This is a genomic window from Cryobacterium sp. 10I5, assembly GCF_035019865.1.
In the GTDB taxonomy this organism is placed as follows: domain Bacteria; phylum Actinomycetota; class Actinomycetes; order Actinomycetales; family Microbacteriaceae; genus Cryobacterium; species Cryobacterium breve_A.
Genome location: NZ_JASJVI010000005.1, coordinates 1 through 22881 on the forward strand (window position 1 = coordinate 1; position 22881 = coordinate 22881).

The 22881-nt window shown below is 71.4% G+C and carries 19 protein-coding genes; 6 read left to right on the plus strand and 13 right to left on the minus strand.

Translation table 11 applies throughout. The features are described 5' to 3' along the window. Window positions 1-75: 75 nt before the first annotated feature. A complete protein-coding gene (locus tag QN350_RS02990) occupies window positions 76-1476 on the minus strand; it encodes a glycosyltransferase family 87 protein (protein WP_323515709.1) in 1401 nt (466 codons plus the stop codon). A 132-nt stretch (window positions 1477-1608) separates the two neighbouring features. On the opposite strand from QN350_RS02990, the gene QN350_RS02995 reads away from it, so the two are divergent. Next, window positions 1609-2919 carry a molybdopterin-dependent oxidoreductase gene (locus tag QN350_RS02995; protein WP_323515711.1) on the plus strand — a complete coding sequence of 437 codons (1311 nt, stop codon included), beginning with the start codon at window positions 1609-1611 and terminating at the stop codon, window positions 2917-2919. Beyond that, entirely contained in the window at window positions 2916-3413 is a 498-nt protein-coding gene (locus QN350_RS03000) for a hypothetical protein (RefSeq protein WP_323515714.1), read from the plus strand. Before QN350_RS02995 ends, QN350_RS03000 begins: the two co-directional genes overlap by 4 nt. A gap of 225 nt (window positions 3414-3638) precedes the next feature. Here QN350_RS03000 and QN350_RS03005 read toward each other — a convergent pair whose 3' ends face one another. From QN350_RS03005 to QN350_RS03015, 3 genes are read right to left on the minus strand one after another with little or no spacing between them, the layout of a single operon-like run. Then, entirely contained in the window at window positions 3639-4355 is a 717-nt protein-coding gene (locus QN350_RS03005; protein WP_323515717.1) for a class I SAM-dependent methyltransferase, read from the minus strand. Next, on the minus strand, window positions 4352-5059 hold the full coding sequence (locus tag QN350_RS03010; protein ID WP_323515720.1) for a TIGR04282 family arsenosugar biosynthesis glycosyltransferase: 708 nt from the start codon (window positions 5057-5059) through the stop codon (window positions 4352-4354). The genes QN350_RS03005 and QN350_RS03010 overlap by 4 nt, the downstream gene beginning before the upstream one ends. Further along, window positions 5056-5724: a glycosyltransferase family 2 protein gene (locus QN350_RS03015; RefSeq protein ID WP_281534090.1), complete on the minus strand. Its 669-nt coding sequence runs from the start codon at window positions 5722-5724 to the stop codon at window positions 5056-5058. The genes QN350_RS03010 and QN350_RS03015 overlap by 4 nt, the downstream gene beginning before the upstream one ends. A 120-nt stretch (window positions 5725-5844) precedes the next feature. On the opposite strand from QN350_RS03015, the gene QN350_RS03020 reads away from it, so the two are divergent. Both QN350_RS03020 and QN350_RS03025 read left to right on the plus strand, forming a co-directional pair. Then, on the plus strand, window positions 5845-6687 hold the full coding sequence (locus QN350_RS03020) for a response regulator transcription factor (RefSeq protein WP_323515723.1): 843 nt from the start codon (window positions 5845-5847) through the stop codon (window positions 6685-6687). Beyond that, window positions 6684-7823 carry a HAMP domain-containing sensor histidine kinase gene (locus QN350_RS03025; protein ID WP_323515726.1) on the plus strand — a complete coding sequence of 380 codons (1140 nt, stop codon included), beginning with the start codon at window positions 6684-6686 and terminating at the stop codon, window positions 7821-7823. The genes QN350_RS03020 and QN350_RS03025 overlap by 4 nt, the downstream gene beginning before the upstream one ends. Before the next feature lie 54 nt (window positions 7824-7877). On the opposite strand, the gene QN350_RS03030 is transcribed toward QN350_RS03025, so the two are convergent. The 7 genes from QN350_RS03030 to QN350_RS03060 all read right to left on the minus strand — a co-directional run bounded on the left by QN350_RS03030 (window position 7878) and on the right by QN350_RS03060 (window position 16735). After that, window positions 7878-8942 carry an NAD-dependent epimerase/dehydratase family protein gene (locus QN350_RS03030; protein WP_323515735.1) on the minus strand — a complete coding sequence of 355 codons (1065 nt, stop codon included), beginning with the start codon at window positions 8940-8942 and terminating at the stop codon, window positions 7878-7880. Next, window positions 8939-9898, minus strand: coding sequence for an MTAP family purine nucleoside phosphorylase (locus QN350_RS03035; RefSeq protein WP_322139058.1), 960 nt, complete (start codon window positions 9896-9898; stop codon window positions 8939-8941). The genes QN350_RS03030 and QN350_RS03035 overlap by 4 nt, the downstream gene beginning before the upstream one ends. Window positions 9899-10097: 199 nt before the next feature. Further along, window positions 10098-11579, minus strand: coding sequence for a DUF5719 family protein (locus QN350_RS03040; protein ID WP_322139057.1), 1482 nt, complete (start codon window positions 11577-11579; stop codon window positions 10098-10100). Then, a complete protein-coding gene (locus tag QN350_RS03045; protein ID WP_322139056.1) occupies window positions 11569-14877 on the minus strand; it encodes a glycosyltransferase in 3309 nt (1102 codons plus the stop codon). The genes QN350_RS03040 and QN350_RS03045 overlap by 11 nt, the downstream gene beginning before the upstream one ends. A 119-nt stretch (window positions 14878-14996) precedes the next feature. Then, a complete protein-coding gene (locus QN350_RS03050; protein ID WP_134531668.1) occupies window positions 14997-15335 on the minus strand; it encodes a WhiB family transcriptional regulator in 339 nt (112 codons plus the stop codon). A gap of 181 nt (window positions 15336-15516) precedes the next feature. After that, window positions 15517-16485, minus strand: coding sequence for a UDP-glucose 4-epimerase GalE (gene galE / locus QN350_RS03055; RefSeq protein WP_322139055.1), 969 nt, complete (start codon window positions 16483-16485; stop codon window positions 15517-15519). A 109-nt stretch (window positions 16486-16594) separates the two neighbouring features. Continuing rightward, window positions 16595-16735 carry a hypothetical protein gene (locus QN350_RS03060; RefSeq protein ID WP_322139054.1) on the minus strand — a complete coding sequence of 47 codons (141 nt, stop codon included), beginning with the start codon at window positions 16733-16735 and terminating at the stop codon, window positions 16595-16597. A gap of 93 nt (window positions 16736-16828) precedes the next feature. Between QN350_RS03060 and QN350_RS03065 the strand changes: the two genes are divergently transcribed. Beyond that, window positions 16829-17809 (plus strand): GlxA family transcriptional regulator, encoded by a 981-nt coding sequence (locus QN350_RS03065; RefSeq protein WP_322139053.1) that lies wholly within the window; start codon window positions 16829-16831, stop codon window positions 17807-17809. 168 nt (window positions 17810-17977) lie between these two features. Here QN350_RS03065 and QN350_RS03070 read toward each other — a convergent pair whose 3' ends face one another. Both QN350_RS03070 and manA read right to left on the minus strand, forming a co-directional pair. Further along, entirely contained in the window at window positions 17978-18955 is a 978-nt protein-coding gene (locus tag QN350_RS03070; protein WP_322139052.1) for a hypothetical protein, read from the minus strand. Between the two features lie 254 nt (window positions 18956-19209). Beyond that, the gene (gene manA, locus QN350_RS03075) at window positions 19210-20547 is read right to left on the minus strand and encodes a mannose-6-phosphate isomerase, class I (protein WP_323515739.1); all 1338 of its coding nucleotides are present in this window, start codon (window positions 20545-20547) and stop codon (window positions 19210-19212) included. Window positions 20548-20697: 150 nt separating this feature from the next. Between manA and QN350_RS03080 the strand changes: the two genes are divergently transcribed. Next, window positions 20698-22848 (plus strand): hypothetical protein, encoded by a 2151-nt coding sequence (locus QN350_RS03080; protein WP_323515741.1) that lies wholly within the window; start codon window positions 20698-20700, stop codon window positions 22846-22848. The last annotated feature ends 33 nt before the right edge of the window (window positions 22849-22881 follow it).

A 22881-nucleotide genomic window follows, 5' to 3' on the forward strand; every position in this document is an offset into this window, starting at 1 on the left:
GTCACGACGAAGGTGCTTTGTCCGCAATTCGGCGTTAACCGGCCCGCTTCTGGGGACGGGTGCGCTGGCGGATGCTCAGCGCGGGGGGCGCAGGAAGCGCGCGGCGCGGAGGGGTGCTCCGAGCATCCGCGCCCGCACGGCGGGGTCGAGCCGGACGGCCGACCCTGCGAGAACGATGCCGAGTGCGGCCGTGATCGCCCAGGTGAGTTCGAGCGAGGGCAGGATCTGCCGGAGCGTCAGGGCGAGCGGGATGGCGAGCCACTCCCAGCGCCCGCTCAGCGCGACGAAAGGCAGCAACAGCAGCGCGTACCACGGGTACCGCGGGCTCAGGATGAGCAGGGTGCTGCCGATCATGACGAGCTGGCCGAGCCAGGGCCGGTCGGGGTCGGTCTTCCAGAACACGAGCGCCGCAATGATCACGAGCAGGCCGCCCGCGACAAAGATCGCGGCACTCCCGGGAACGATGAGCGAGACGAGCGCGAAGCGTTTGCCGTTGTCGTAGCCCTCCTCGCTGAGGTAACCGGGCAGGTAGCCGAGCACGCCGATCCCGGTCGTGAGCACGTACGGGACGTAGAGCGCGAAGAAGGTCACGACCGCGGCGAGGCCGACCTTCCAGCCCTGCCTGCGGAGCATCGCCGGGGCCGCGATCACGGGGACGAGCTTCACGGCGATCGCGATCCCGAGGGCGATGCCGCCGCGCCAATATCGCGCCCGGGTGACCAGGAGCGCCGCGGCGAGGGTGAACACCACGCCGAGCAGGTCGACGTGCGAATTCGTGATCGCCTCGGAGGCCACGAGCGGGCACCACGCCCAGTACGCGGCGAACCGCTGGTCGATGCCGCGGCGACGCATCCCGAGCAGCAGCAACACCGTCGTTCCGAGGCTGAGAACGAGCCCGCCGAGTTGCAGCGGCCAGTAGGTCGCCGTCGACGGAACCAGAAAGCGGATGCCCGCAAAGTAGAGTTCGGCGGCCGGCGGGTAGATCGTCGGGACCGTGGGCCGGTTGAGCGCGGTGCAGAGCACGGCGTCGGACGCGGTCTTGTGGGTTGCCACGATGCGCTGGCCCTGGCAGGTCTCCGGAACCGTGCCCGACGGCACCGTCGCCGGGAACAGCCACGTGGGCCGGAGCGGATCGAGCCGGTCGTCCGCGGGGACGTAGGCGTACGGCGAGATCCCGGCGTTCTGCACGATGCCGTCCCAGGCGTACCTCGCCGAGTCTGTGCTGGTGTTCGGCGGCCCGACCATCGCCGCGACCCCGATGCCGAGCGACCCGGCGAGCACGAGCACCACCACGGCGCGCCCGCGCACCCCGCGCAGCAGGAAAACAGCCGCGGCGAACAGCGCCCAGAGCACCCCGGTGCAGACCAGGAGGGGGACGGTGTCCCGCGTCGGTTGGAAGAGCGAGAAGACCAGGACGCAGTACCCGGTCAGCGTCGCACTCGCGGCCAGGAGGAGGGAGATGATCGTAATGCGCACGAGGCCATCCTGTCGGAGTTCCGCGGCGAGCGCCGCCGAATCCCGGTTCGGAGAGCAGAACGGACCCGCCCCGTCACGGAACCGTAAGGTGTCGACCCGCCCGCGGGCATCCGCCGGATGGTGCAATAGAACATGCGCCAAGTGATGTACGAAGCCCAGCGTGCGCTGGCCTCCCCCGTGCGAAACCCGCGGATGGCCACCGTGATCGGCCGGCTGCTCGGGCTCGCCTTCGTGCTGTGTTTCGGCACCGGGCTGTACAGCCATTTCCTGCAGGAGCCCCTGCCGGGCATGCACTTCGTCACCCGGCCGGAACTGCTGTACCAGTTCACCCAGGGCACCCACATCATCGCGGGCATCGCCTGCTTCCCGCTGCTGCTCGCCAAGCTGTGCATCGTCTTCCCCGACCTGTTCCAGCAGCCGCCGGTGCGGTCGTTCCTCAATTTCCTCGAGCGCGGCTCGATCGCGCTGTTCGTGGGCGCCTCGCTCGTGCAGATCACGATCGGCCTGCTCAACACCTACCAGTGGTACCCGTGGCCGTTCCCGTTCCGGGAGACGCACTTCGCGCTCGGCTGGGTGCTGATCGGCTCGCTCGCCCTGCACATCGGCATCAAGCTGCCGATCATCGCCCGGGTCTGGCGCAAGCAGGCGGACGACGGTTCCGGTCAGGACGACCACCTGACGGATGCCGTCTCCCGCGACCGCGCGGCGACGCCAGAGGCCGTTCGCCTGTTCGGTTCGAGTCGGCCGACCGGGGTCACCGGCCGACTGCTCGCCTGGATCGATGCGACGCCGGCGCTGCGCGTGACCGCGGCCCCGGCCCGGTCTTCCGAATCCGCCCGCCACCGGCTCAGCCGGCGCGGCTTCCTCACCACCGTGGGGGTGAGCGTCGGCACCATCGTCGTGCTGACCGCCGGGCAGACGGTCGCCCCGCTCGACGCGGTCAACGCCTTCGCTCCGCGGAAGAAGGGCGTCGGCCAGCAGGGGGTACCGGTCAACCGCACCTCGAAGCAGGCGGATGTGGCCGCCGATGCCCTCTCGGCCGGCTGGGTGCTGACGGTGGCCCACGCCGGAGTGGAGCGCAGCTTCAGCCGCTCCGAGCTCCTCGCCCTGCCGCAGACCGAGGTGGAGCTGCCGATCGCCTGCGTCGAGGGCTGGAGCCAGCTGGCGACGTGGCGCGGGGTGCGCCTGCGTGATCTGGCCGATCTGGTGTCTGCGGATGCCGCGGCATCCTTTCGCCTGACCAGCCTCGAGAAGAAGGGCGCGTACCGGCAGACCACGATGGGGTCGGAGTACGTGCGCGACCCGCTCACGCTCGTGGCGCTCGAGCTCAACGGCGAGACCCTCGACCTCGAGCACGGCTACCCGGCCCGTATGATCGCCCCCGGGCGGCCCGGGGTGCTGCAAACCAAATGGCTGAGCCGGATCGAGGCGATGGACGCATGAGCACCGCAGGTATTGCAGTGACTGGAAGCGGCGAAGCGTCCGGAGCCGACGGATTGGGTCCGGCGCTCCGCGTGACGCGGGTCGTGCTCATCGTGCTCGGACTCGCGGGCCTCGCCTGGGGTGCGTACGTGCTGCTGGACACCGTGAAGCCGGCACGGATCCCCGGCGTCGCCCTGTGGATGGGCGCGGCGATCGTGCTGCACGACGGGGTGATCTCTCCGCTCGTGTTCTTCTGCGGGATCCTGCTGCGCCGGGCCGGGCACCGGATCAGCGGCACGCTCATCCTCGTCGTGCAGGGCGCGCTCGTGGTCGGCTCGGTCATGACCCTGATCGTGGTGCCGTTGCTGATCGCGCAGTCGCGCGGCACCGGCAATCCGACCGTGCTGCCGCTCGACTACGGCGTGAATTTCGCGGTGTTCTGGGGCGTGCTCGCCGTGATCACCGCGGCCGTGTCGTTCGCGCTCTACGCGCGGGGCCGGAAGCGGCTGCGCTGACGCCCCGCGGCCTGGCGTCCTCGCGGCCGCGGCCCGCGCACGACGGCGCGCGCGAGATCCGAAAGGTCGGAGAAATTCGCGACACACCGCATCCGCTGCCGGAGGTGACGGCGTGTCGCGAAAAACTCCGACTTTGCACCGATGGGGACGCGAGACGGGCGCCCTGGCGCTGGTTCGGGTGCGAATTCCCGGCGAGCGCGGGTGTTGGTCGGGTCTCAGTCGGAACTAGGCGTGGTGGAGGCGAGCGAACCAGCGGCCGTCCAGGCGCCAGTCGTGGTCGATCCGGAGTCCGGCGTCGGTGGCGTGGCCGGCGAGGGCATCGACGCCGACCTCTGCCCAGGGGAAGACGTCGCTGAGCAGGCCGGAGGCATCCTCGAGCCTGCCGTCGTAGCGTTCATTGCGGGCCGGGTCGTGGCTGACCTCGACGAGGAGCGCGCCGCGGGGTGCGAGAAGCTCGGCGCAGCGGGTCAGGAGCGCGGTCACGTCGCCGCCGATACCGATGTTCCCGTCGACGAGGAGTGCGCCGGCCCAGCCGCCTTCGAGGGGCATCGGGTCGAAGACGCTGCGCTTGAGCACGCTGAGTCCGGCGTCGACGGCGATCCGCACGGCGGTCGGGGAGACGTCGATTCCGAGCGCGGACAGGCCGCGGTCCATCGCGGCACGCACCATCCGGCCGGGGCCGCAGCCGATGTCGAGCACGGGACCGGTCAGGCCGTCGAGAAGGCGCTGGTCGGTGTCGTCGGCGTCAGCGCTCCACCGGCCGGCGTCCATGGTCGCGGCGGCGGTGAGGCCGCCGTCCCGGGAGCGGCGCAGGTAGAGCACGTTGTCGGCGTTGCGGAGCGCGGCCGCGTACGGTTCCGCTCCGCCGGCGCCGAAGGTCGCGGGGGCGAGGCCGAGAAGGAGGTCCCGATCGCCGCGCCGGGCGGCCTCGACGGCGCTCACGAGCGCACCCGCGATCCGGCGGCGTGCATCGCGACACCGGCGGCCGGTGCCATCGCGGCGAGGGTGCGCGCGAAGCGCCCGTCCGGAACAGTGGCGGCGACGGAGTGCGCGTCGGCGATCGTATCGACATCGGTGAGCACGGGCAGGTGCCGCACCCGGAGGCCGGCCTCGTGCAGGCGATCGAGCTGACGTGCTCCCGTGTCGTCCATCGACATCGGGACGCCGCGAATCAGGTCCCCGCGCCGCGACTGGCCGCGCCCGGACTGGTCGAGGCGCACACTTTCGCGCGGCGCTGCGAGCGCGAGCGCCCAGAAGCCGCCGTCGTCCGCGAGGCCGAGCCAGGCATCCGTGTCGTCGGACCAGTCGGTGAAGACCGGCGCGAGCAGCTCGGGGGTCACCTGCGGGGTGTCCATGCCGATCAGGACGGTCGGTTCGTCGAGCCCGTCGAAGATGGCGGCGAGACGCTCGTCGAGGCCTCCGCCGACCTGGGGCAGGATCTCGAACTCCGCGGCCAGGCGCGGCGGGGTGACCCCGTCGAAGGCGAGGATGCGGCGCGAGGCAGGGAGGGCGAGCGCGGCGGTCAGGGTGTCGTCGAGGCTCGCGGCGGCGAGCTCGGCTGCCTGCTCGAAGGAGAGCGCCGGGTGCAGGCGGGTCTTGACCCGGCCCGGCAGGCACTCCTTGGCGATCACGACGAGGGCCGTCATTTCCGGGCCTCGCGCAGCAGGGCGGACATGTCGCCGATCGCGGTCACGGTGCCGCGGATCGTGCCGGTCACCTTGCTGCGCCCGACCCGCGGCGAATAGGCGGTGTCGACCTCGCGGATGCTCCACCCGGCGTCGGCCGCGCGCAGGAACATCTCGAGCGGGTAGCCGCTGCGTCGGTCCTGGAGGTCGAGGGACAGCAGCGCCGTGCGCCGCGCGGCCCGCATGGGGCCCAGGTCATGTATGTTCACACCGGTTATTCGGCGCAGGCGCCGGGAAAGACTGGAATTGGCCAGCCTGGCGTGGAGCGGCCAGGATCCCCGCGTCGTCGGGCGGCGGCGGCCGAGCACGAGATCGGCGTCGCCGGCGAGGATCGGGCCGACGATCCCCGGCAGTTCGGCTGGGTCCATCGAGGCGTCGGCGTCGCAGAACGCGACGATCGGGGCGGTCGCCGCGAGGAGCCCCGCGTGGGCCGCAGCGCCGAAGCCGCGGCGCTTCTCGTGCACCACGAGTGCGCCGGCCGCCTCAGCGACCTCGGCAGACCCGTCGGTCGAGCCGTTGTCGACGACGATCGCCCGGTAGCCCTCCGGCAGGCGCGAGAGCACCCACGGCAGGGCACCGGCCTCGTTGAGGCACGGGAGCACGAGGTCGACCTGGAACGGAGTCATCTTCCGACCCTAGAGGGGCACCCGCCCGGAACGGGCCCGAGAACATTACGGACTGAGGAAGAACGCCGGGACGTTCGCCGCGACGTTCCCGGCGGGGCGGAGCCACCGTATCCTGAGACCGTGACAGCCCCTTCCGCTTCCGCCTCCCCGGTCCCCCGCGCCCGCACGGAGGAGCGGCGCATCCTTGTGGTCGACGACGACCCGACCGTGCTCGAGATCGTCTGCCGATACCTGCGCGCCGCCGGGTTCCTGGTCGACGAGGCCCCGGACGGGCTGAGCGCGCTCCGCCTCGCCGAGGAGAAGCGGCCGCACCTCGTGGTGCTCGACCGGATGCTTCCCCTTCTGGACGGTATCGAGGTGTGCCGTCGGGTGCGCAGCACCTGGGCCATCCCCGTGATCATGCTCACCGCCCTCAACCAGGAGGACGACCGCATCGACGGCCTCGAGGCCGGTGCGGACGACTACCTCGCCAAGCCGTTCTCTCCGCGAGAGCTCGTGCTGAGGGTGCAGGCCGTCCTCCGGCGCACCGGGCAGGCCGCGGCCCAGGCGGCCGCAGACGCGGCCGGGCACGGCGAGGCTTCATCGGGCCTGCCGGCCGCGCCGCTCGCCATCGGCGACTTCACCCTCGACACCGCGGCGCACGAGCTGCGCCTGCACGGCGAACCGCTCGTGCTCACGGTGCGCGAATTCGACCTGCTCTCGCACCTGCTCCGGCACCCGCACACGGTCCTCGGCCGTGAGGACCTGCTCCGCTCGGTGTGGGGCTGGGAATTCGGCGACCTCTCGACCGTGACCGTGCATGTGCGGAGGCTGCGGGAGAAGATCGAGGCCGACCCGGCGCATCCGCTGCTGTTGCAGACGGTGTGGGGTGTCGGCTACCGGTTCGACCCGGTCCCGCTCGGCTCGGCGGGCACCCGCGGCGCACCGGATGCCGCAGCAACGGCAGACGGGACGGCCCTGTGACGACCGAGGTGCTCGTCATCGTCGCGCTCAACGCCCTCGCGTGCGCGGTCGTCACGGGCGCGCTCGGGCTGCTCGCGCTGCGGATGATGAAGCGGTCGTCGTTCGTGGTGCAGCTCATGCTCGTCGCCCTCGCGGCGATCGTCTCCGTCGTCGGGGGGATGTCGGCGGTCGCCACCCAGATGTACGTCTCGACCCACGACCTCGGCGTCTTCTACTCGGTCGCCGCCGTCGCCGGGCTCGTGTCGCTCGTGATGGCCGCGCTCCTCGGGCGCACCCTCGTGCGCGACAGCAGGCACCTGCGCAGCGCGGCCGAACGCCTCGGCCGCGGCGAATCGGTCGACGCCGCGGACGACGCGTCGGCGCCCCGGCACAGCACGACCGAGTTCAGCGACCTCGCCGGGGAACTCGCGGCGACGGGCGCCCGCCTCGCCGAGTCGCGGGCGCGCGAACGTCGCGTGGAGGAATCCCGGCGCGAGCTGATCGCGTGGATCTCGCACGACCTGCGGACCCCGCTCGCCGGCATCCGCGCCATGGCGGAGGCGCTCGAGGACGGGATGGTCGAGGACCCCGCCCGGTACTACCCGCGGATGCGCGACCAGGTCGACCGGTTGAGCGGGATGGTCGACGACCTCTTCGAGCTGTCGCGGATCCATTCGGGGACACTGCGCCTCGCGCTCGAGCCGGTCGCGCTCTACGACCTGATCAGCGACACCGTCGCGGGCTTCGGCCCCGTCGCCCACGCGAAGTCCCTCGACCTGCGGTTCGCGGGCGAGACGGGGTTGACGGTCCTCGCTGATCCGCGCGAGCTGTCGCGCGTGGTCGGGAACCTCGTGATGAACGCGATCCAGCACTCCCCGTCCGGCAGCCCGATCACGGTGTCGGTGCGGGAACGGGGGGACGGCGGGGCCGTGATCTCCGTCGAGGACGCGGCGGGCGGCATCCCGGAGCAGGACATCGCCCGGGTGTTCGAGGCGGGCTGGCGGGCGAGCGAGCCGCGCACCCCCGGTGGGGCCGGGCTCGGCCTCGCGATCGTGCAGGGCATCGTCACCGCGCACCAGGGCGAGGTGATCGTAAAGAACGTGCCGAACGGATGCCGCTTCGACGTGCTCCTGCCGCGGCGCGCGGTCGCCGTCTAGGCGCTGTCCGCTGCGACCGCAGTTGCCGGCAGTGTTCCGGCGCCCGGCGTCGGGTCAGCGGCGGACGGTGGCCCGGAGGGGAGCTGTCGCGAAGGCGCGCATGCCGTCCTCGAAGGTGACGGCGGGCATCCAGCCGAGTTCGGTGCGGAGCCGCTCGGAGGACGCGGTGATGTGCCGCACGTCGCCGAGCCGGTACTCCCCCGTCGTGACGGGGTCCGGGCCGCCGGCCGCGCGGCTGAGCGCCCCGGCCATGTCGCCGATCGTGTGCACGACCCCCGATCCCACGTTGAACGCCCGGAACAGGGCGGCGGGGGCCTCCCCGGTGTGCTCGAGCGCGGCCAGGTTGGCGGATGCGACGTCGGCGACGTGCACGAAGTCGCGCCGCTGCCTGCCGTCCTCGAAGACGCGTGGCGCCTCGCCGCGTTCGAGGGCCGACCGGAACAGGGACGCGACCCCGGCGTACGGCGTGTTCTGCGGCATCCCCGGCCCGTAGACGTTGTGGTAGCGGAGGGCGATCGCGCGCCCGCCCGTCGAGCGGGCCCAGCTGCTCGCGAGGTACTCCTGTCCGAGTTTGCTCGAGGCGTAGACGTTGCGGGGGTCGAGCGAGTCGTCTTCGGTGACGAGCAGCGGTTCGAGCGGCTCTCCGGTCTCCGGGTCGAGCGGGTCGAACCGGCCGGCGGCGAGGTCGGCCTCCCGGCGCGGGCCGGGACGGGTGAAGCCGTGCGGGCCGCGGAAGCTGCCTTCGCCGTACACGACCATGGAGGAGGCGAGCACGAGCCGGTCGATGCCCGCGGTGGTCATGCCGGCGAGGAGCACGGCCGTGCCGAACTCGTTGCTGCGCACGTAGTCCGGCGCATCGGAGAACGCGACGCCGAGGCCGACCTTCGCGGCCTGGTGGCAGACCGCGTCGACCCCGGAGAGAGCGAGGTCGACCGCCGCGGGATCCGTCGTGTCACCGACGAGCAGGTCGACCCGGGGGTCGACCACGGGCAGCCCGCCGTGCACGTCGGGGCGCAGGGAGTCGAGCACGCGGACGTCCCAGCCTTGATCGAGCGCCTGGCTCACGATGACGCCGCCGATGAACCCGGCGCCGCCCGTCACGAGCAGCCGGGGGCTCATCGGGCAGACCCGGGTTCGGTCGTCGGCCCGGGCACGGGATGCGGAACGGGCACCGGCCGGTCGAGCACGGCGCGGATCAGCTCGGGATCGATCAGGGGCCGCGGGGCGTATCCGGCGGGGATGCCGCGGAGGATGCCGTCGATGGCCGCGAGGATGCGGGGCTGCGCCGCGGCCAGCCGGGCGAACACGAGCTCGGCCGTGACGGCATCCGTCTCGGTTGCCTCGGGCAGGCGCGCCTCGAAAGCGGATGCCGCCGCGTCCGCGTCGGGTTCGGCGGGAGCCAGTCCGGCGTCGGCATCGGTGACGAAGGAGAGGTTCACCGTTCCGATGCCCAGTTCGGACGCGAGCACGACCTCGGGGTACTGGGTCATGTTGACGATGTGCGCGCCGGCCGCGCGGAACCAGAGCGATTCGGCCCGGGTGGAGAATCGCGGGCCCTGGATCACGACGACGGTGCCGGTGGGCGCGAACCACTCGCCGAGCGCGCCCAGGGCGGCGATCGCCGTGCGGCGGAGCACCGGGTCGAAGGGGTCGGCCGCCGCGAGGTGCGCGACGACACCCTCGTCGAAGAAGGTGTCGGCGCGACCGCTCGTGCGGTCGATGAACTGGTCGGTGACGACGAGCAGCCCGGGCGGGTACTCGGGGCTGACGCCGCCGACGGCCGAGGAGGAGATGATCGCGCGGACGCCGAGGGAGGCGAGCGCCCAGATATTGGCGCGGTAGTTGATCCGGTGCGGCGCCTCGGTGTGTCCCGCTCCATGCCGGGGCAGGAATGCGACCCTGCGGCCTGCGCGTTCGCCGACGGTGATCGGCGCCGAGGTCGGCCCGTACGGGGTGTCGACGACGAGCGAGCTGACGGTGCCGGCGTCGAAGAGCCGGTACAGGCCGGATCCGCCGATCACGGCGATCTCGACCGGGGCGTGCGCGAGCGGTTGCGCGGGAGTCTGCTCGGTCACTCGGTGCTCCTCGTTCGGCGGGCGGGGTGTCCAGTCTTGCATCCCGCGCGGCGCAACGCGCGGCGATGGCGCCCGCAGACTTCGCTAGGTCGGAGAAGTTCGCGACACGCGGCATCTGCTGCCCGCGAAGACGGCGTGTCGCGAAGAACTCCGACTTTGCGGCCCGTGGCAGGGCAGCAGTGGACCGGAACGGCGACGCTCAGTGGGCGTAGACGCGGATCGGCTCGGCGAGCGGGCCAGGTGGACGTACCGGGAACGAGGCGAGCATTCCGGCATTCGCATAGCCGACCGACGACACGGTCGCGGCGCCGCCGGACACGATATACCGCGTCGACGCGACCAACGGCAGGGCTCCGGCGGCTCCGGCCGCGACCTTCACGCTGCCGGTCGCACCGTTCTCGGCCGTCGCCGTGTACGTCACGTCCTTGGTGCCCTGGTTCAGCAGGCTGAGCAGCGGCGAGGGTCCGGGAGACGTGACGACGGCGAAGTCGCCGGTGAGCTGCGCCGAAGATGCGAACCAGGCGAAGTCGCGGCCGCTGGTTCCGGTGGCCGAGCTTTCGGCGGAGGCGACGACGGGCTGGTCGCTCGACACCCTCAGCGAATAGCTGCCGATGGCGAGCCCGGAGAGCGGCACGTCCGTCGCGAGTCCTGGCTGGAGCGTGACCTCGACGGAGGTGCCCGCCGCCTGGCCGTCCTCGCTCATCACGCCGATCTGAACGATCGCCGCCGTGTCGCCGGGGGCGAGCAGCCGCACCGACGGCGTGTCACTCGCGACCCCGCCCGCGTCGCTTCCGGCGTCGTCTGCCGGAAGATTCTCGACACGCAGGCCGGCGATGCTCTGCTCGAGACTGGGGTCGACGGATGCGCCGAGCAGGTCGACTCCGCCGGTCGCGAGACCGCGCACGATGCTCTGCTGGAGGGTGGCCACCACCTGGCCGCCCTGTGTCGTCACGTGCACGACGGGAGAGCGGAGGTTCGGCGCGAGGCCGGCGAGGGAGACGACACGCTGGGCGCCGGGTTGGACGAGGATCCCGGTGGAGCCGGGCGCGGTGACCCGGCCGGATTCGCCGAAGACGTCGAGGTTGACGGTTGCAACGACCGTTGTCGGGTTGCTGAGCATCACGAGCGTCGTGCGGCCGACATCCGTCGACCCGCCGACGAGCCAGGATTCGCCGCTGGCCTCGCCGCAGGCCGCGACGGCGAATCCGCCGAGGACCGCCTCCGCTGCGATGGACTGGGCCTGGCTGCCGCCCACGAGCGGCGCCGTGGACGCGCCGTTCGCGACCGGGATGTTGAGCTTGACGGGGGCTCCGTCTGTGGTCTTGCCGTTGTCGACGGCGCTGAGCAGGCTCGCGGACGGCGAGCTCCACTCGCCGGAGGGGACCGCGCTCTTCGACGCGGTCGAGGCGGGGGCCCAGGCGCCGGACACGGTGACCGGACGCCCGAGTGAGCTCGCGGCCTTCGCCTGGGTCGAGTCCTCTGCGAGAGTGAGCAGGGGACCAGGGCAGACCCGGACCTGCTCGCTCGGGACCGGCGAGACCGACAGGTAGGCCGGCGCGGTGCCGAAGGCGGGCCAGGGCACGACGACGGCGGCCGCTCCGAGCGCGCCGGCGACGCCGAGCACGCCGAAGGCGATGAGGAACCGGGCACCGGTCCGGGCGATGGCGCGCTTACCTGGCATTGTTCGGGTCCTCCTGTCCACTCGGACGGTCGGCAGGATCGGCGGGGTCCGTCGCATTCGCCTGGTCTGGCGCCCCTGCCGGCGGGACCGGCGAAGCGGCTTCGGGTGATGCCGCGCCGGCAGTCTCGTCGGCACCGTCGCCGTGAGGATCGTCGGGAGTGCGGCCGGTGGACTCGTGTACGCGGTCTGAGGTGTGCGCGAGTTCGACTGCGGCGGCGAGCTCGCCGGCCTCCGCGGCCTCCGCGGCCTCGGCGGCCTCGGCCGACTCGATCGCCTGGGCTGCCGGGGTGCCCTCTGCGGGCACGATCGCGCCGGCCTTGACACTGCGCTTGAGCGCAGCCCGAGCGTCGGACCGGGCCGTCCGCGCCTCGGACTTCGCACTGCGTTCCTCGCGGTGGAGGTCTCGTGCCTCGGCCTTGCGGTCCTGGGTGTCCGAGCGAGCCGAGCGGCGCATGGCGTCGCGGTTCGCCTGGCGCACGGCTTCTGGGCCCGCGCCGGTCGGGATCGACAGCAGCAGTGCCGAGCCGACCGTGATCGCGGCGAGGAGCAGGGCGGCGAGGGAGAAGATTCCCCCGGCATTGCCCGGGATCTCGCTCGCCGTGACGCCGGCGGCGGAGGCCGGCCCGTCATGGCGCCAGAGCCGACCGTATGCGGTGTCTCCGACGGGCACGAGTGCGGCCTCACCGTCGAGCGCGGTCGTCGCCCTGGCGAGGGTTTCCGTGGCCGCGACGCTGGCCTTCGCGGTTCCGCCTCCGGTGCCGGTGAGGGAGGCGGGCCGCAGCAGCACGAAGCGGATGCCGAGGTCGGAGAGTCCGGCCGAGGCATCCAGTCCGCTGCGCGAGGCCAGGTTTCCCGCGAGCGTGGCGAGCTCTTTGTCCGCCGCAGAGAGAGTGGTCGCGGTGTTGACCAGGGTGCTCTGCTCGTTGAGGGTGGTGCCCGCGCCGCGCACGATCGTGGCGAGGATGCCGCCGTTGGATTGCGGGACGATTTCGAGCGTCCCGACCCGGGCATCCGTCTGGGCCTCTGCCGTCACGAAAGCGGGCTGGGTGCGATCGCTGCTCTCTCGGACGGAGCTCAGGCCGAGCGGGAGCGCACCGGCGAGCGGCACGACGGCAACGGCGAGGAGTACCGTCGCTGCGACGGCAGGGGCGACGGCGAAGCGGCGCAGCTCGCGCAGGGCGAAGATGACGGCGCCGACGAGGCCGAGCCAGTAGAGGCTCAGGCCGGCGCCGGGCCAGATGACGACGCTTGCCGCTCCGGTCGTCGCGAGGCTCAGCTGCGTCGCTGCGATCGCGGTGCCGGCGCCGAGCAGGGCTGTCAGTACTGCAAGGCTCGCACTCCGGATGCCGGGCAGGAATAGCGAGAGCGCGGCGAGGATGGCGAGCGGGGCGAACAGGAACGGGATGATCCAGGCAAGCGGCAGGCCCTGCAATGCGGGAGCCTGGTCGAGAAGCGTGCTCCAACCGCCGAAGTCGCCGGTCGGGAAGCCGAGCAGCAGCTGCCAGTCCGGGGCTGGGCTGCTCGGCACCGGCACTCCGGGGTCGGCGAGGAGCGCGAGCCACGAGCCGCGGAGGCCCTGGTCGAGGATCAGCGGGAGCGCCAGGGCGAGGGCGGGCAGCGGGATGCCGATGAAGCGGAAGATGCCGCGTCCGCTCGCGACCGAGCAGAGCAGCCACGCGACGAGCAGCGCGGGCGTGAGGGAGGGGGCGCAGAACACCACCGCGGCGAAGAGCAGGGACGCGGTCGCTGAGGCGGACCACGACCGGCCGGCGGAATAGCCGGCGAAGAAGAGCCAGGGCAGCAGCAGGTGCGCAAGGATCGCGGCCGGGCGACCGGCCGAGAACGCTGCGAGGAAGGTCGGGGCGAGCACCCACAGCGCTGCGGCGGTGAAGCGGAGGAATCCACGGTCGGTCAGCCGGGTCGCCGCGAGCCACGCGCCGAGCGCGGCGAGCGGCAGGGCGAGGAAGTAGAGCAGCACGAGCGAGTACGACGGGGCCCAGAACGTGAGCGAGCCGAGCACGGCGAGCACCGCGGCGAAGGGATCCGCGGCGCCGACGAAGCCGAGGCCGAGGTCGCGCCAGCCGTAGCCGACGCTCGCCCAGAGTCCGGCCGGGGTGCTCGACAGCGGCAGCAGTCCCCCGCCGGCGATGTTCTGAGCGCCGAGCAGTGAGACGAACATGATGATTCCGAGGAGCGCTGCCGCGAGGACGGTCCAGGCGCCGCCGCTCGCGAAGAAGCGCAGCTCCGGCCGGTCGGCGCCGAGTCCGACGAGGACCGCTTCGCGCTTGAGGATGTTCCTGCGGCGGACCTCGGCATTCGTCAGGCGCAGGGAAGCGATCGAGCCCCAGCCGAGGGTGCGGGTCTCGGCGAGTCGACGGCGCGCGTTGCGCACCCGGGAGCCGCTGAACGCGGTGCGGAACGCGGCAGAGAACTCGCCGGGAATCGCGCCGGGCTCCTTCTGCAGCAGCGCTCCGACGGAACGGAAGAAGGCGAAGGGCACGAGCGCGATCCAGTGCAGCGGGATCAGCCACCCCGCGGAGTAGACGAGGCGACGGTGCAGCTGCGCGGCCCTGGCCACCCGGAGTCGCTTGCGGCGGGCGCGCCCGCGGGAGGACCCGCTGAGCCCGGCGACACCGTCGCCGGCAGAAGCGACGCGCGCCGCGGCGACGACGGACACCCGGCGGCCGGAGAGGCGCACGCGCACGCAGAAGTCGAGGGCGTCGTCTGCGGAGGGCAGGCCGGGGTCGAAGCCGCCGAGCTGGTTCCAGACGCTGTGGCGCACGAGCATGCCGCCGGCGTCGACGGCGAGCACGTCGCTCATGCCGTCGTGCTGGCCCTGGTCGAGTTCGCTCTCGACGAGGGTCACGGTCGCCCCGCCCGGGGTCATCGACAGGCCGACGTCGTGGATGTAGTCGTGGGCGCGCCAGTCCATGATCTTGGGCCCGGCGACCGCGACGGAGGGGGCGATCTCGAGCTCTCCGAGCAGCGCTTCGAGCGCGCCGGGTTCGGGGGCGCTGTCCTGGGCCAGCAGCCAGAGCATCTCGCTGTCGGATTCCGGCGGCGCCATCACGCGCACGGCGGCGGCGATCGCCTGCCCGAAGGTGAGGTCGGAGTCCGCCGAGATGAAGTGGGTGGGACCGTGCGCCGCGAGGAGCTGGGCCGTCGCGTCGCTGGATCCGCAGTCGACGGTGATGACGACATCCGGTTGACGGGTTTGCCGACTCAGAGCCTCGAGAGTGCGCTCAAGGTGTTTCGCGCCGTTGCGGGCGACAAGGATGGCTGTGACTCGTGCATGCATATCAAGCCAAGCCTAGGTTGCATCGTCGGTGGGCGGTTGCGCCTGGTCGGGCGTGCCCGATATGCGCGGTCGGATTCACACGGCCGATCTTGGTCGGGCTGATCGGCGTCGGAAGGGCGTCAGCTGGCGCGCTTGCGCAGTTTGCGCCGCTCGCGTTCGGACAGGCCGCCCCAGATGCCGAAGCGTTCATCGTTGGCGAGCGCGTACTGCAGGCACTGGGTGCGCACCTCGCACGAGGTGCAGATCTTCTTGGCGTCGCGGGTGGAACCGCCCTTTTCGGGGAAGAACGCCTCAGGGTCCGTCTGGGCGCACAGCGAGTCCGCCTGCCAGGCGAGGGCGTCGCCTTCGTCAGGAAGGGTGTGACCGGTGCTGTCTTTGCGAATTCCGGGAATGCCCAAGCGAACGGGATCGACGAACCAGTCCTCGGGTACTCCGGAACGATACTCGGCTTGCGGCATATCGTCTCCCACCCTTTGCAATAAGTGCCCAAATAACTCGTTCGCACTAATTACAGCCGTGTAATTCCCCCACGTCAAGTCGCCGATAATAAACCCTCAATGTCGGCTCGAGAGTTTCGACTCGCCCAAAGACAGAAAATGTGACCTTGCCGGGGGTCTTGACGAAAGTGCGGCGCACGGCCTATGAAACGGATGCCGCCTGCCGCGATTCCCAGGCGCTGCGCACCATTTCTTCGAGGCTGTGCCGCATCTTCCAGTCGAGGTCGCGGGCCGCGAGTGCGCCGCTCGTGACGATGCGGTCGGGGTCGCCGGCCCGGCGGGGACCGATGTCCGGCGTGAAGTCGATGCCGGTCACGCGGGCGACCGTCGCCATGATCTCGCCGACGGAGACGCCGTCGCCGCTGCCGAGGTTATACACGGGTTCGATCGCCGTGTCGGCGTCGAGGAGGCGCGCGGCCGCGACGTGCGAGACGGCGAGGTCGGCGACGTGGATGTAGTCGCGCACGCAGGTGCCGTCGGGGGTCGCGTAGTCGTTGCCGTTGATCCGCGGGGTGCGGCCGGCGAGGAGGGCGTCGAAGATGATCGGGAACAGGTTGTGCGGGCTCGTGTCGCGGAGCTCACGGGCGCCGGAGCCGACGACGTTGAAGTAGCGGAGCGCGGTGTAGCTGAGCCCGGCCGCGACGGCCTGGTCGCGGAGCAGCCACTCGCCGATGAGCTTGGTCTCGCCGTACGGGGACTCCGGGCTCTTCGCGGTCTCCTCGGTGACGAGCGAAGTCGTCGGGGTGCCGTAGACGGCCGCGCTCGAGGAGAACACCATCCGCTTCACGTCTGCTTCCTGCATCGCAGCGAGGAGGGTGGCCATGGCCGTGACGTTCTGCTCATAGGTGTGCAGCGGGCGCTGCACCGAGACCCCGGCGTACTTGAAACCGGCGACGTGCACGACTCCCGTGATCGGGTGATCGGCGAAGGTGTCGAGGAGAAGGGGGCCGTCGAGCAGGTCGCCGTGCACGAACGGCACGGACTCCGGGACGAATTCGGCGTGGCCGCTCGAGAGGTCGTCGACCACGACCACGTCGATGCCCTCGGCGAGGAAAGCGCGGACGATGTGGGATCCGATATAGCCGGCTCCGCCGGTGACAAGCCACGCCATGTTTACCCTCGCAGGATCGCTCGGCAACCCAAGCGATGCCGGTGCTGCCAGCCTAGCGTTCGGGCCGATTCCGGCGCAGGGGGCGCGAACGGCGCGAGGAGCGCGTGGGTCAGGGCCAGTCGTCGTCGAGTCCGTGGGTGCGCCGGGCCACCTGCGGGTCACCGTAGCCGTCACGGGTCACCGTGCTGAACGTCGCGACGGCGCTCCAGAGGGTGAGGAGGGCGAGAACGATTACCAGGAATGTCATCATGGCAGGAACTCTAGGCATTGCGATATCCTGCCGCGAGTGGCAGTCTTGCCAGTGTTCGACCATTTCCTGCCAACGCCTTTTCCGGAGGTTCGCATGCTCGCCGCGCCCGCCCCTGCCTCGCTCAACAAGGTCGTCTGCATCGCCCTGCCCGACATGGCGCCGTTCGAGTTCGGCGTGATCTGCGAAGTTTTCGGCATCGACAGGAGCGACACCGGCGGTCCCGTCTTCGACTTCCACGTCACGGCCGCAGAGCCCGGGCCGATCCGCACCAAGCTGGGCTTCGACATCATCGTGACGGAAGACCTTTCTGCGGCGGCCGATGCCGACCTGCTCGCGATTCCCGCCTTCGACAAGGGGACGCCGGTGCATCCCGCCGTGCTGCAGGCCGTGCGCGACGCCGAGGCCAGGGGCGCCTGGGTGCTGAGCGTCTGCAGCGGCGCGTTCGTGCTCGGCGAGGCGGGAGTGCTCGACGGCCGCCGCAGCACCACGCACTGGATGTACACGGATGCCCTCGCGCGCCAATTCCCGCAGACCCGCGTCGACCCTGACGTGCTCTTCGTCGAGGACCGCCGGGTGGTCACCGGAGCCGGCACCGCGGCCGGCATCGACGCGTGCCTGCACATCGTGCGGAAGGTGCTCGGGGCATCCGTCGCCAACAACATCGCCAGGCGGATGGTCGTGCCTCCCCAGCGCGACGGCGGCCAGTGCCAGTTCATCGAGGCGCCCGTCGTCGACTGCGACAGCGACTCGTTCGCGAGCGTGACCGCCTGGATGCTCGAGAACCTCGACCGCGAGCTCCCCGTCGAGGAGCTCGCCCGGCGTTCGCTGATGTCGCCGCGCACCTTCGCCAGGCGCTTCCGCGCGGAGCTCGGCACGACGCCGACGGCCTGGCTCAACCGGCAGCGCCTCCTGCGGGCCCAGCAACTGCTCGAGGAGAGTTCGCGCAGCCTCGAGGAGATCGCCGGCGACACCGGGTTCGGCGGGGCCGCGGTGATGCGGCACCACTTCCTCAAGGTGCTGCAGACCACCCCGACCGCGTACCGGCGCACCTTCGGGGCCCGCCGCGCCGGCTGACCGCCGGGCTCCTCCCCGCCCCGCCCCCTGACGAATTCGACGGAGATCTTGCCCGGAAAGCGCTTCAAACGCGTCTCAACGTGCCAAGAACTCAAAAAGTCCGTCGAATTGGTTACCACTCGACAACGGATGCCGCGGCGCGGGCCGGCCAGCCCTGCTCGCGCGAGGCTAGACGCGCGTTTCGCCCTCGGAAGACTCGGCGGATGTCCGGCGCGGCCGCATCCGCCCCGGGAAGGCCGGGAAACCCGTCACCCGGGAGAGCTGATAGTCATCGACGAGTGAGCACCGCATCGCGCGCTCGCAGAGTTCCCACTTGTGGCGCATCAGTTTGTAGCTGAAACGGAGCGTGCGCCCGTTCCGCGCAACCACCGCGAGGACTCGCTCGCGGTCGGCCTCGAATGCAGCCGAGTCGTTATGCCATTCCTCGCCGTCAACTTCGACGAATGTCGACGGGCCGATCTGACCGTCAAGGCGGCCGACTCCCACGACGACGGGTTGCGGCACGAAAGGGATGCCCGCGTGCAGGCATTTGAGTCGGAACTCTGTCTCGCCGCCCGCCTCGGCCCGCCCGTCGACCTCGGACCGCCACGATCGGGTGCGGCGCGGCGCCCTGGCAAAGATGACGTCGAGATCCTCCTCCGTGATACCGATCTGGTGTTCACGCGCACCATGCAGAGCCGCGTCGATACAGACAATCGCGGTCACCCGGTCGTGGGTGCAGAGGATGTGGACGAGCGTGTCGGTCAGGCTCGTTCGCCAGACGAAGGGGCCCCGGCGCGGGTTCGGCTCCTCGGTCCAGGTCACGCGGATGTTACTGTCGCCCACGTTCAAGCGAGCGCGCATATCGCCTGGCTGGCGCAAACCCCGTGCGGCGACCGGCACCGCAACGTGGAGCTTTCGCGTCTGCGGCGTCCAGAGGCCGTAACTGCGAAGTGCGCTCAGCCCAGTGAGCCGGCCACCGATCCGCACCGCCTCGACCGCGGACGGCGGTGCCCAGGGGACCGTGTACCAACCCTTGCGCACCCGGACGATCTCCCCGCGCAGCACCGCACCCCTCAGCACGCCATCGCCCCAGCCTCGGTCACGGAGCCAGGCCCGCTTGGCGAACAGGCCGAGGCCCACGATGTCGGCGGTGAGGGTGCCCATGCCGGAAGCCTGCAGTGCCAGGCGGACCCGGCCGCCGGCATCCGCCACTCTGTGGACAACCACGGACACCCACCCCCTGTCGAGGACAGCCGCGCCCGCCTTCCCCTAACGAATTCGACGGAGATTTTGACGGGAAAGCGCTTCAAACGCGTCCTAACGGGCCAGAAACTCAAAAAGTCCGTCGAATTGGTTGGGCGAATAGTCGGGGCGCCGGGGCACCTCGGAGCGGACCGAGGCTATGAGCCGAGCGGGGACTAGGGGGTGGTGGCGAGGAAGACGTCTCCCACACCCGCGAAGGTGAGGGTGCCCTCCTCGGGCGTGATGTAGACCGATTCGCCGCGCTTCAGGGCGACGGATGCCGTCGCACCGGCCACGAGGAAGCCTCCGGCCGTGCAGAGCGCGATTCCCGGTCCAGTGAGGGTGAACTGGCGCATCGGGACGCCGGCGACGGGAGCCGCGCCGGCGACGGGAGCCGCGCCGGCGACGGGAGCGGCAGCATCCGCCGCAGAGGCCTCGATGTGCACGAGCGCGAAGTCGGCCACGTCTGGCCGGTACTCGGAGACGCCGGGCGTGTGCACGATCGGAGCCAGGTAGGGCACCGGAACCGGGGAGAACTCGAGCACGTCGAGCAGTTCGTCGACGTCGATGTGCTTGGGGGTGAGCCCGCCGCGGAGCACGTTGTCCGACGCGGCCATGAGCTCGATGCCGAGTCCGAGCAGGTAGGCGTGGATGTTGCCGGCCGGCAGGTAGAGCACCTCGCCGCGCTTCAGCGACACCCGGTTGGTCAGAAGGGAGATCACGATGCCGGGGTCACCCGGGTAGGCAACGGCGAGGTCGCGCACGGTCGCGAGCTCGAGCGGGAAGCGGATCGCGGCCCCGCCCCCTGCCAGGTACACGGCGTCCTTCGCGAGGCTGACCACGCGTTCGACGAGCCAGGCCACTTCCCCGGTGTCGCCGCCGCGGCCGTCGCGCAGCAGCCAGTCCACGGTGTCGCGCAGGCCGGTGTCGCCGAGCAGCCTGCTCTCGAGGGCGTCGAGGGCCCCGGGCTGCGGGTTCTCCGACGCGGCGTCGAGGGCGCGCAGCTCCGCCACGATGCGCCGCACCTCGCCGAGCTCGCGGAAGCCGCAGAGCGCCTCGAAGGTCTCGCTCAACGCGAAGATGATCTCGGGCTTGTGGAACTGGTCACGGTAGTTGCGGTCGAAGGCATCGACGGGGATGCCCGCCGCGTTCTCGAGGGCGAAGCCGGTACGCGCGCGCTCGCTCGTCGGGTGCGCCTGCAGGGAGAGCGGGCTCGCGGCGGCGAGCACCTTCAGCAGGAACGGCAACCGCGGCGGCACCGTGCCTGCGTCGGTCTCCTCGGCCGCGAGCGCGGAGCCGAGCGCCCGCTCGGGGTCCGCGAGGATCCAGTCGACAAGGGTCCCGGCCCCGCCCGTGCGGGAGGGGTCTGCGATCACCGACGGCGACCCAGGGTGCGCCCCGAGCCAGATTTCGGCCTCCGGCTTGCCGGAGGGAGTCGTTCCGAGCAGCCCCGCGATTGCAGTCTTCGAGCCCCACGCGTAGTCCCGCGGTGTATTGCTGATGCCCACAAACATGACTGCTCCTGTACGTCTCGTGCGACTCGGTTGAGTCCAAACTATCAAGGCGCCCACGGATGCCCCGCGCCGGCCACTCTTGACACTCGTCACCTTAACCGGTTTAGTAGGGAGTGCTGAACCGGTTAAGTACTCGAAGGAGAGTCACGCATGACGCACAATGCCGTTCGTTTCCGTTCCACCCACCGCCGATCGACGCTCGGCGGCGTCGCCCTCGCGAGCGCGGTCTCGCTGCTGCTGTGGGGAGCGGGCACGGGAGCCGCGGCCGCCCAGCCGGGCCGGCCGGCCGCATCCGCTGCACCAGTCACCGCGACCGCGGTCGACAGCACAACCGCGACCCCGGCTCCCGCCACCGGCCGGCCGCTCACGAACCTGGCGCACCTGAACTTCCTGCTTGACGCGGTTCCGCTCGCGCAGAGCGCCGAGCACACGACCTACCGCCTCGCCGAGCAGCCGACCGCGCAGGCCCCGTGGACCTATGCCAACCGCAACGCCGACGGGAGCTACACCCGCATCGGCGGCGGCTCCCTGGACGCCGGCACCGGCCACTGGAGCCAGGGCGCGTACAACGCCGACGACATCGCCCGCACCGCCGTCGTCTACCTGCGGCACTGGAAGCTCACCGGTGACGCCACGAGCCGTGAGCATGCGGTGCAGACCCTGCGCTCCCTGACCTACCTGCAGACCGCGACCGGCCCGAACGCCGGCAACGTCGTGCTCTGGCAGCAGGCCGACGGCACCCTGACGCCGAGCGCAACGCCCAAGGAGCTGCCGGATCCGAGCGACTCCGCGGAGTCGTACTGGGTCGCCCGCACCCTCTGGGCCCTCGGCGAGGGCTACGCGGCCTTCGCGGGAACCGGCGCCGGCGCAGACCCGGCCTTCGCCGCCTTCCTCCAGGACCGGCTGCACCTCAGCCTCGACGCGCTCAACCGGCAGTCCCTCGCCAGGTACGGCACCTTCGACATCGCCGACGGCGTGAAGGTCCCGGCCTGGCTCGTGGCCGGCGGGGCGGATGCCTCAGCAGAGGCCGCCCTCGGCCTCGCCGCCTTCAGCGCGGCCAACCCCAGCGACACCGGGGTGCGCACCGCGCTCACCCGGCTGACCGAGGGCGTCGCCGCGATGTCCTCCGGTTCGCTCACCCAGTGGCCGTTCGGCGCGATCCTGCCGTGGAACAAGTCGCAGTCGCTCTGGCACGCCTGGGGCGGCCTCGCCCCCGCCGCCGTCGCGACGGCCGCGGCCGTGCTCGGCCGGCCCGACCTGTTGAAGGCCGCCGTCGTCGACTCCGCCCAGTTCACCCCGCAGCTCCTCGCCGCCGGCGGACCGGACAACGCGTGGAGCCCGACTCCCGGCGAGGCGCAGATCGCCTACGACGTCGACTCGCGGGTCGAAGGCCTCGTCGCGACCGCGAAGGCCGCGAACGCGCCCGGCCTGCTCGACGTCGCCGCGATCTACGCCGGCTGGTTCTTCGGCGCCAACCGCAGCGGCCTTCCCGCATACAACCCGGCGACAGGCACCGCGATCGACGGCATCGAGCGCGACGGCCGGGTCAACCCGAACTCGGGCGCCGAATCCACGATCCACACCCTGCTGACCATGCTCGCCCTCGACGCGAACCCAGAGCTCAGGGCCAAGGCGCTCGGAATCGAGAAGACCGTCGCAACCGCAGGACTCAGCGTCGTTGAAGCCGAGTCCGGCACGATCAGCGGCGGCTCGGTCGTCACACCCGCATCCGCGTGGACCGGCGAGGCCAACCTCTCCGGCGGCGCATACGTGAGCCTCACGAAGGACGGGTCGCTCAGCGTCCCCGTTCCGGCGAGCGACCAGGCCCGCAATGTCTACCCGATCGTGAACCAGACCGAAGCCCGATCAGGCAACACAAGCTGGGCATCCGCCCGGGGAGCGCTCGGCAGCACGGCGAACGGCGGGGCGGGGGCGCAGGGAATCACGGATGCCCCCGGCCGCCTGCTGCCGCTCTCACTGTCCCGCACCCTCCCGGCCGGCGCGACCGCCGTCACCGGCACGTCGAGCGGGGCTGCGGCGATCGACGCGCTGCTGCTGCAGCCGCTCGTCTCCACGGTCTCGGTCACCGGACCGGCCGGCGATTCGACGCTGTACGTAAGCGCCGCGCGGGAGTCCAGCGTGCGGACCGTGCTCGTGCCGCGCGGGTTCCGGCTCGAGCAGGCCGCGTACGATGCCGCCGGCCGGCCCGTCGCCCACGCGGATGAGCGTGGGAACCCCGCGCGGGCATCCGTCACGGTCGCCCCCGGCGGCTTCACGGTCACGCACCTCGCCCGCCGCTGACGCCGCCCACCCCCTAACCAATTCGACAGACTT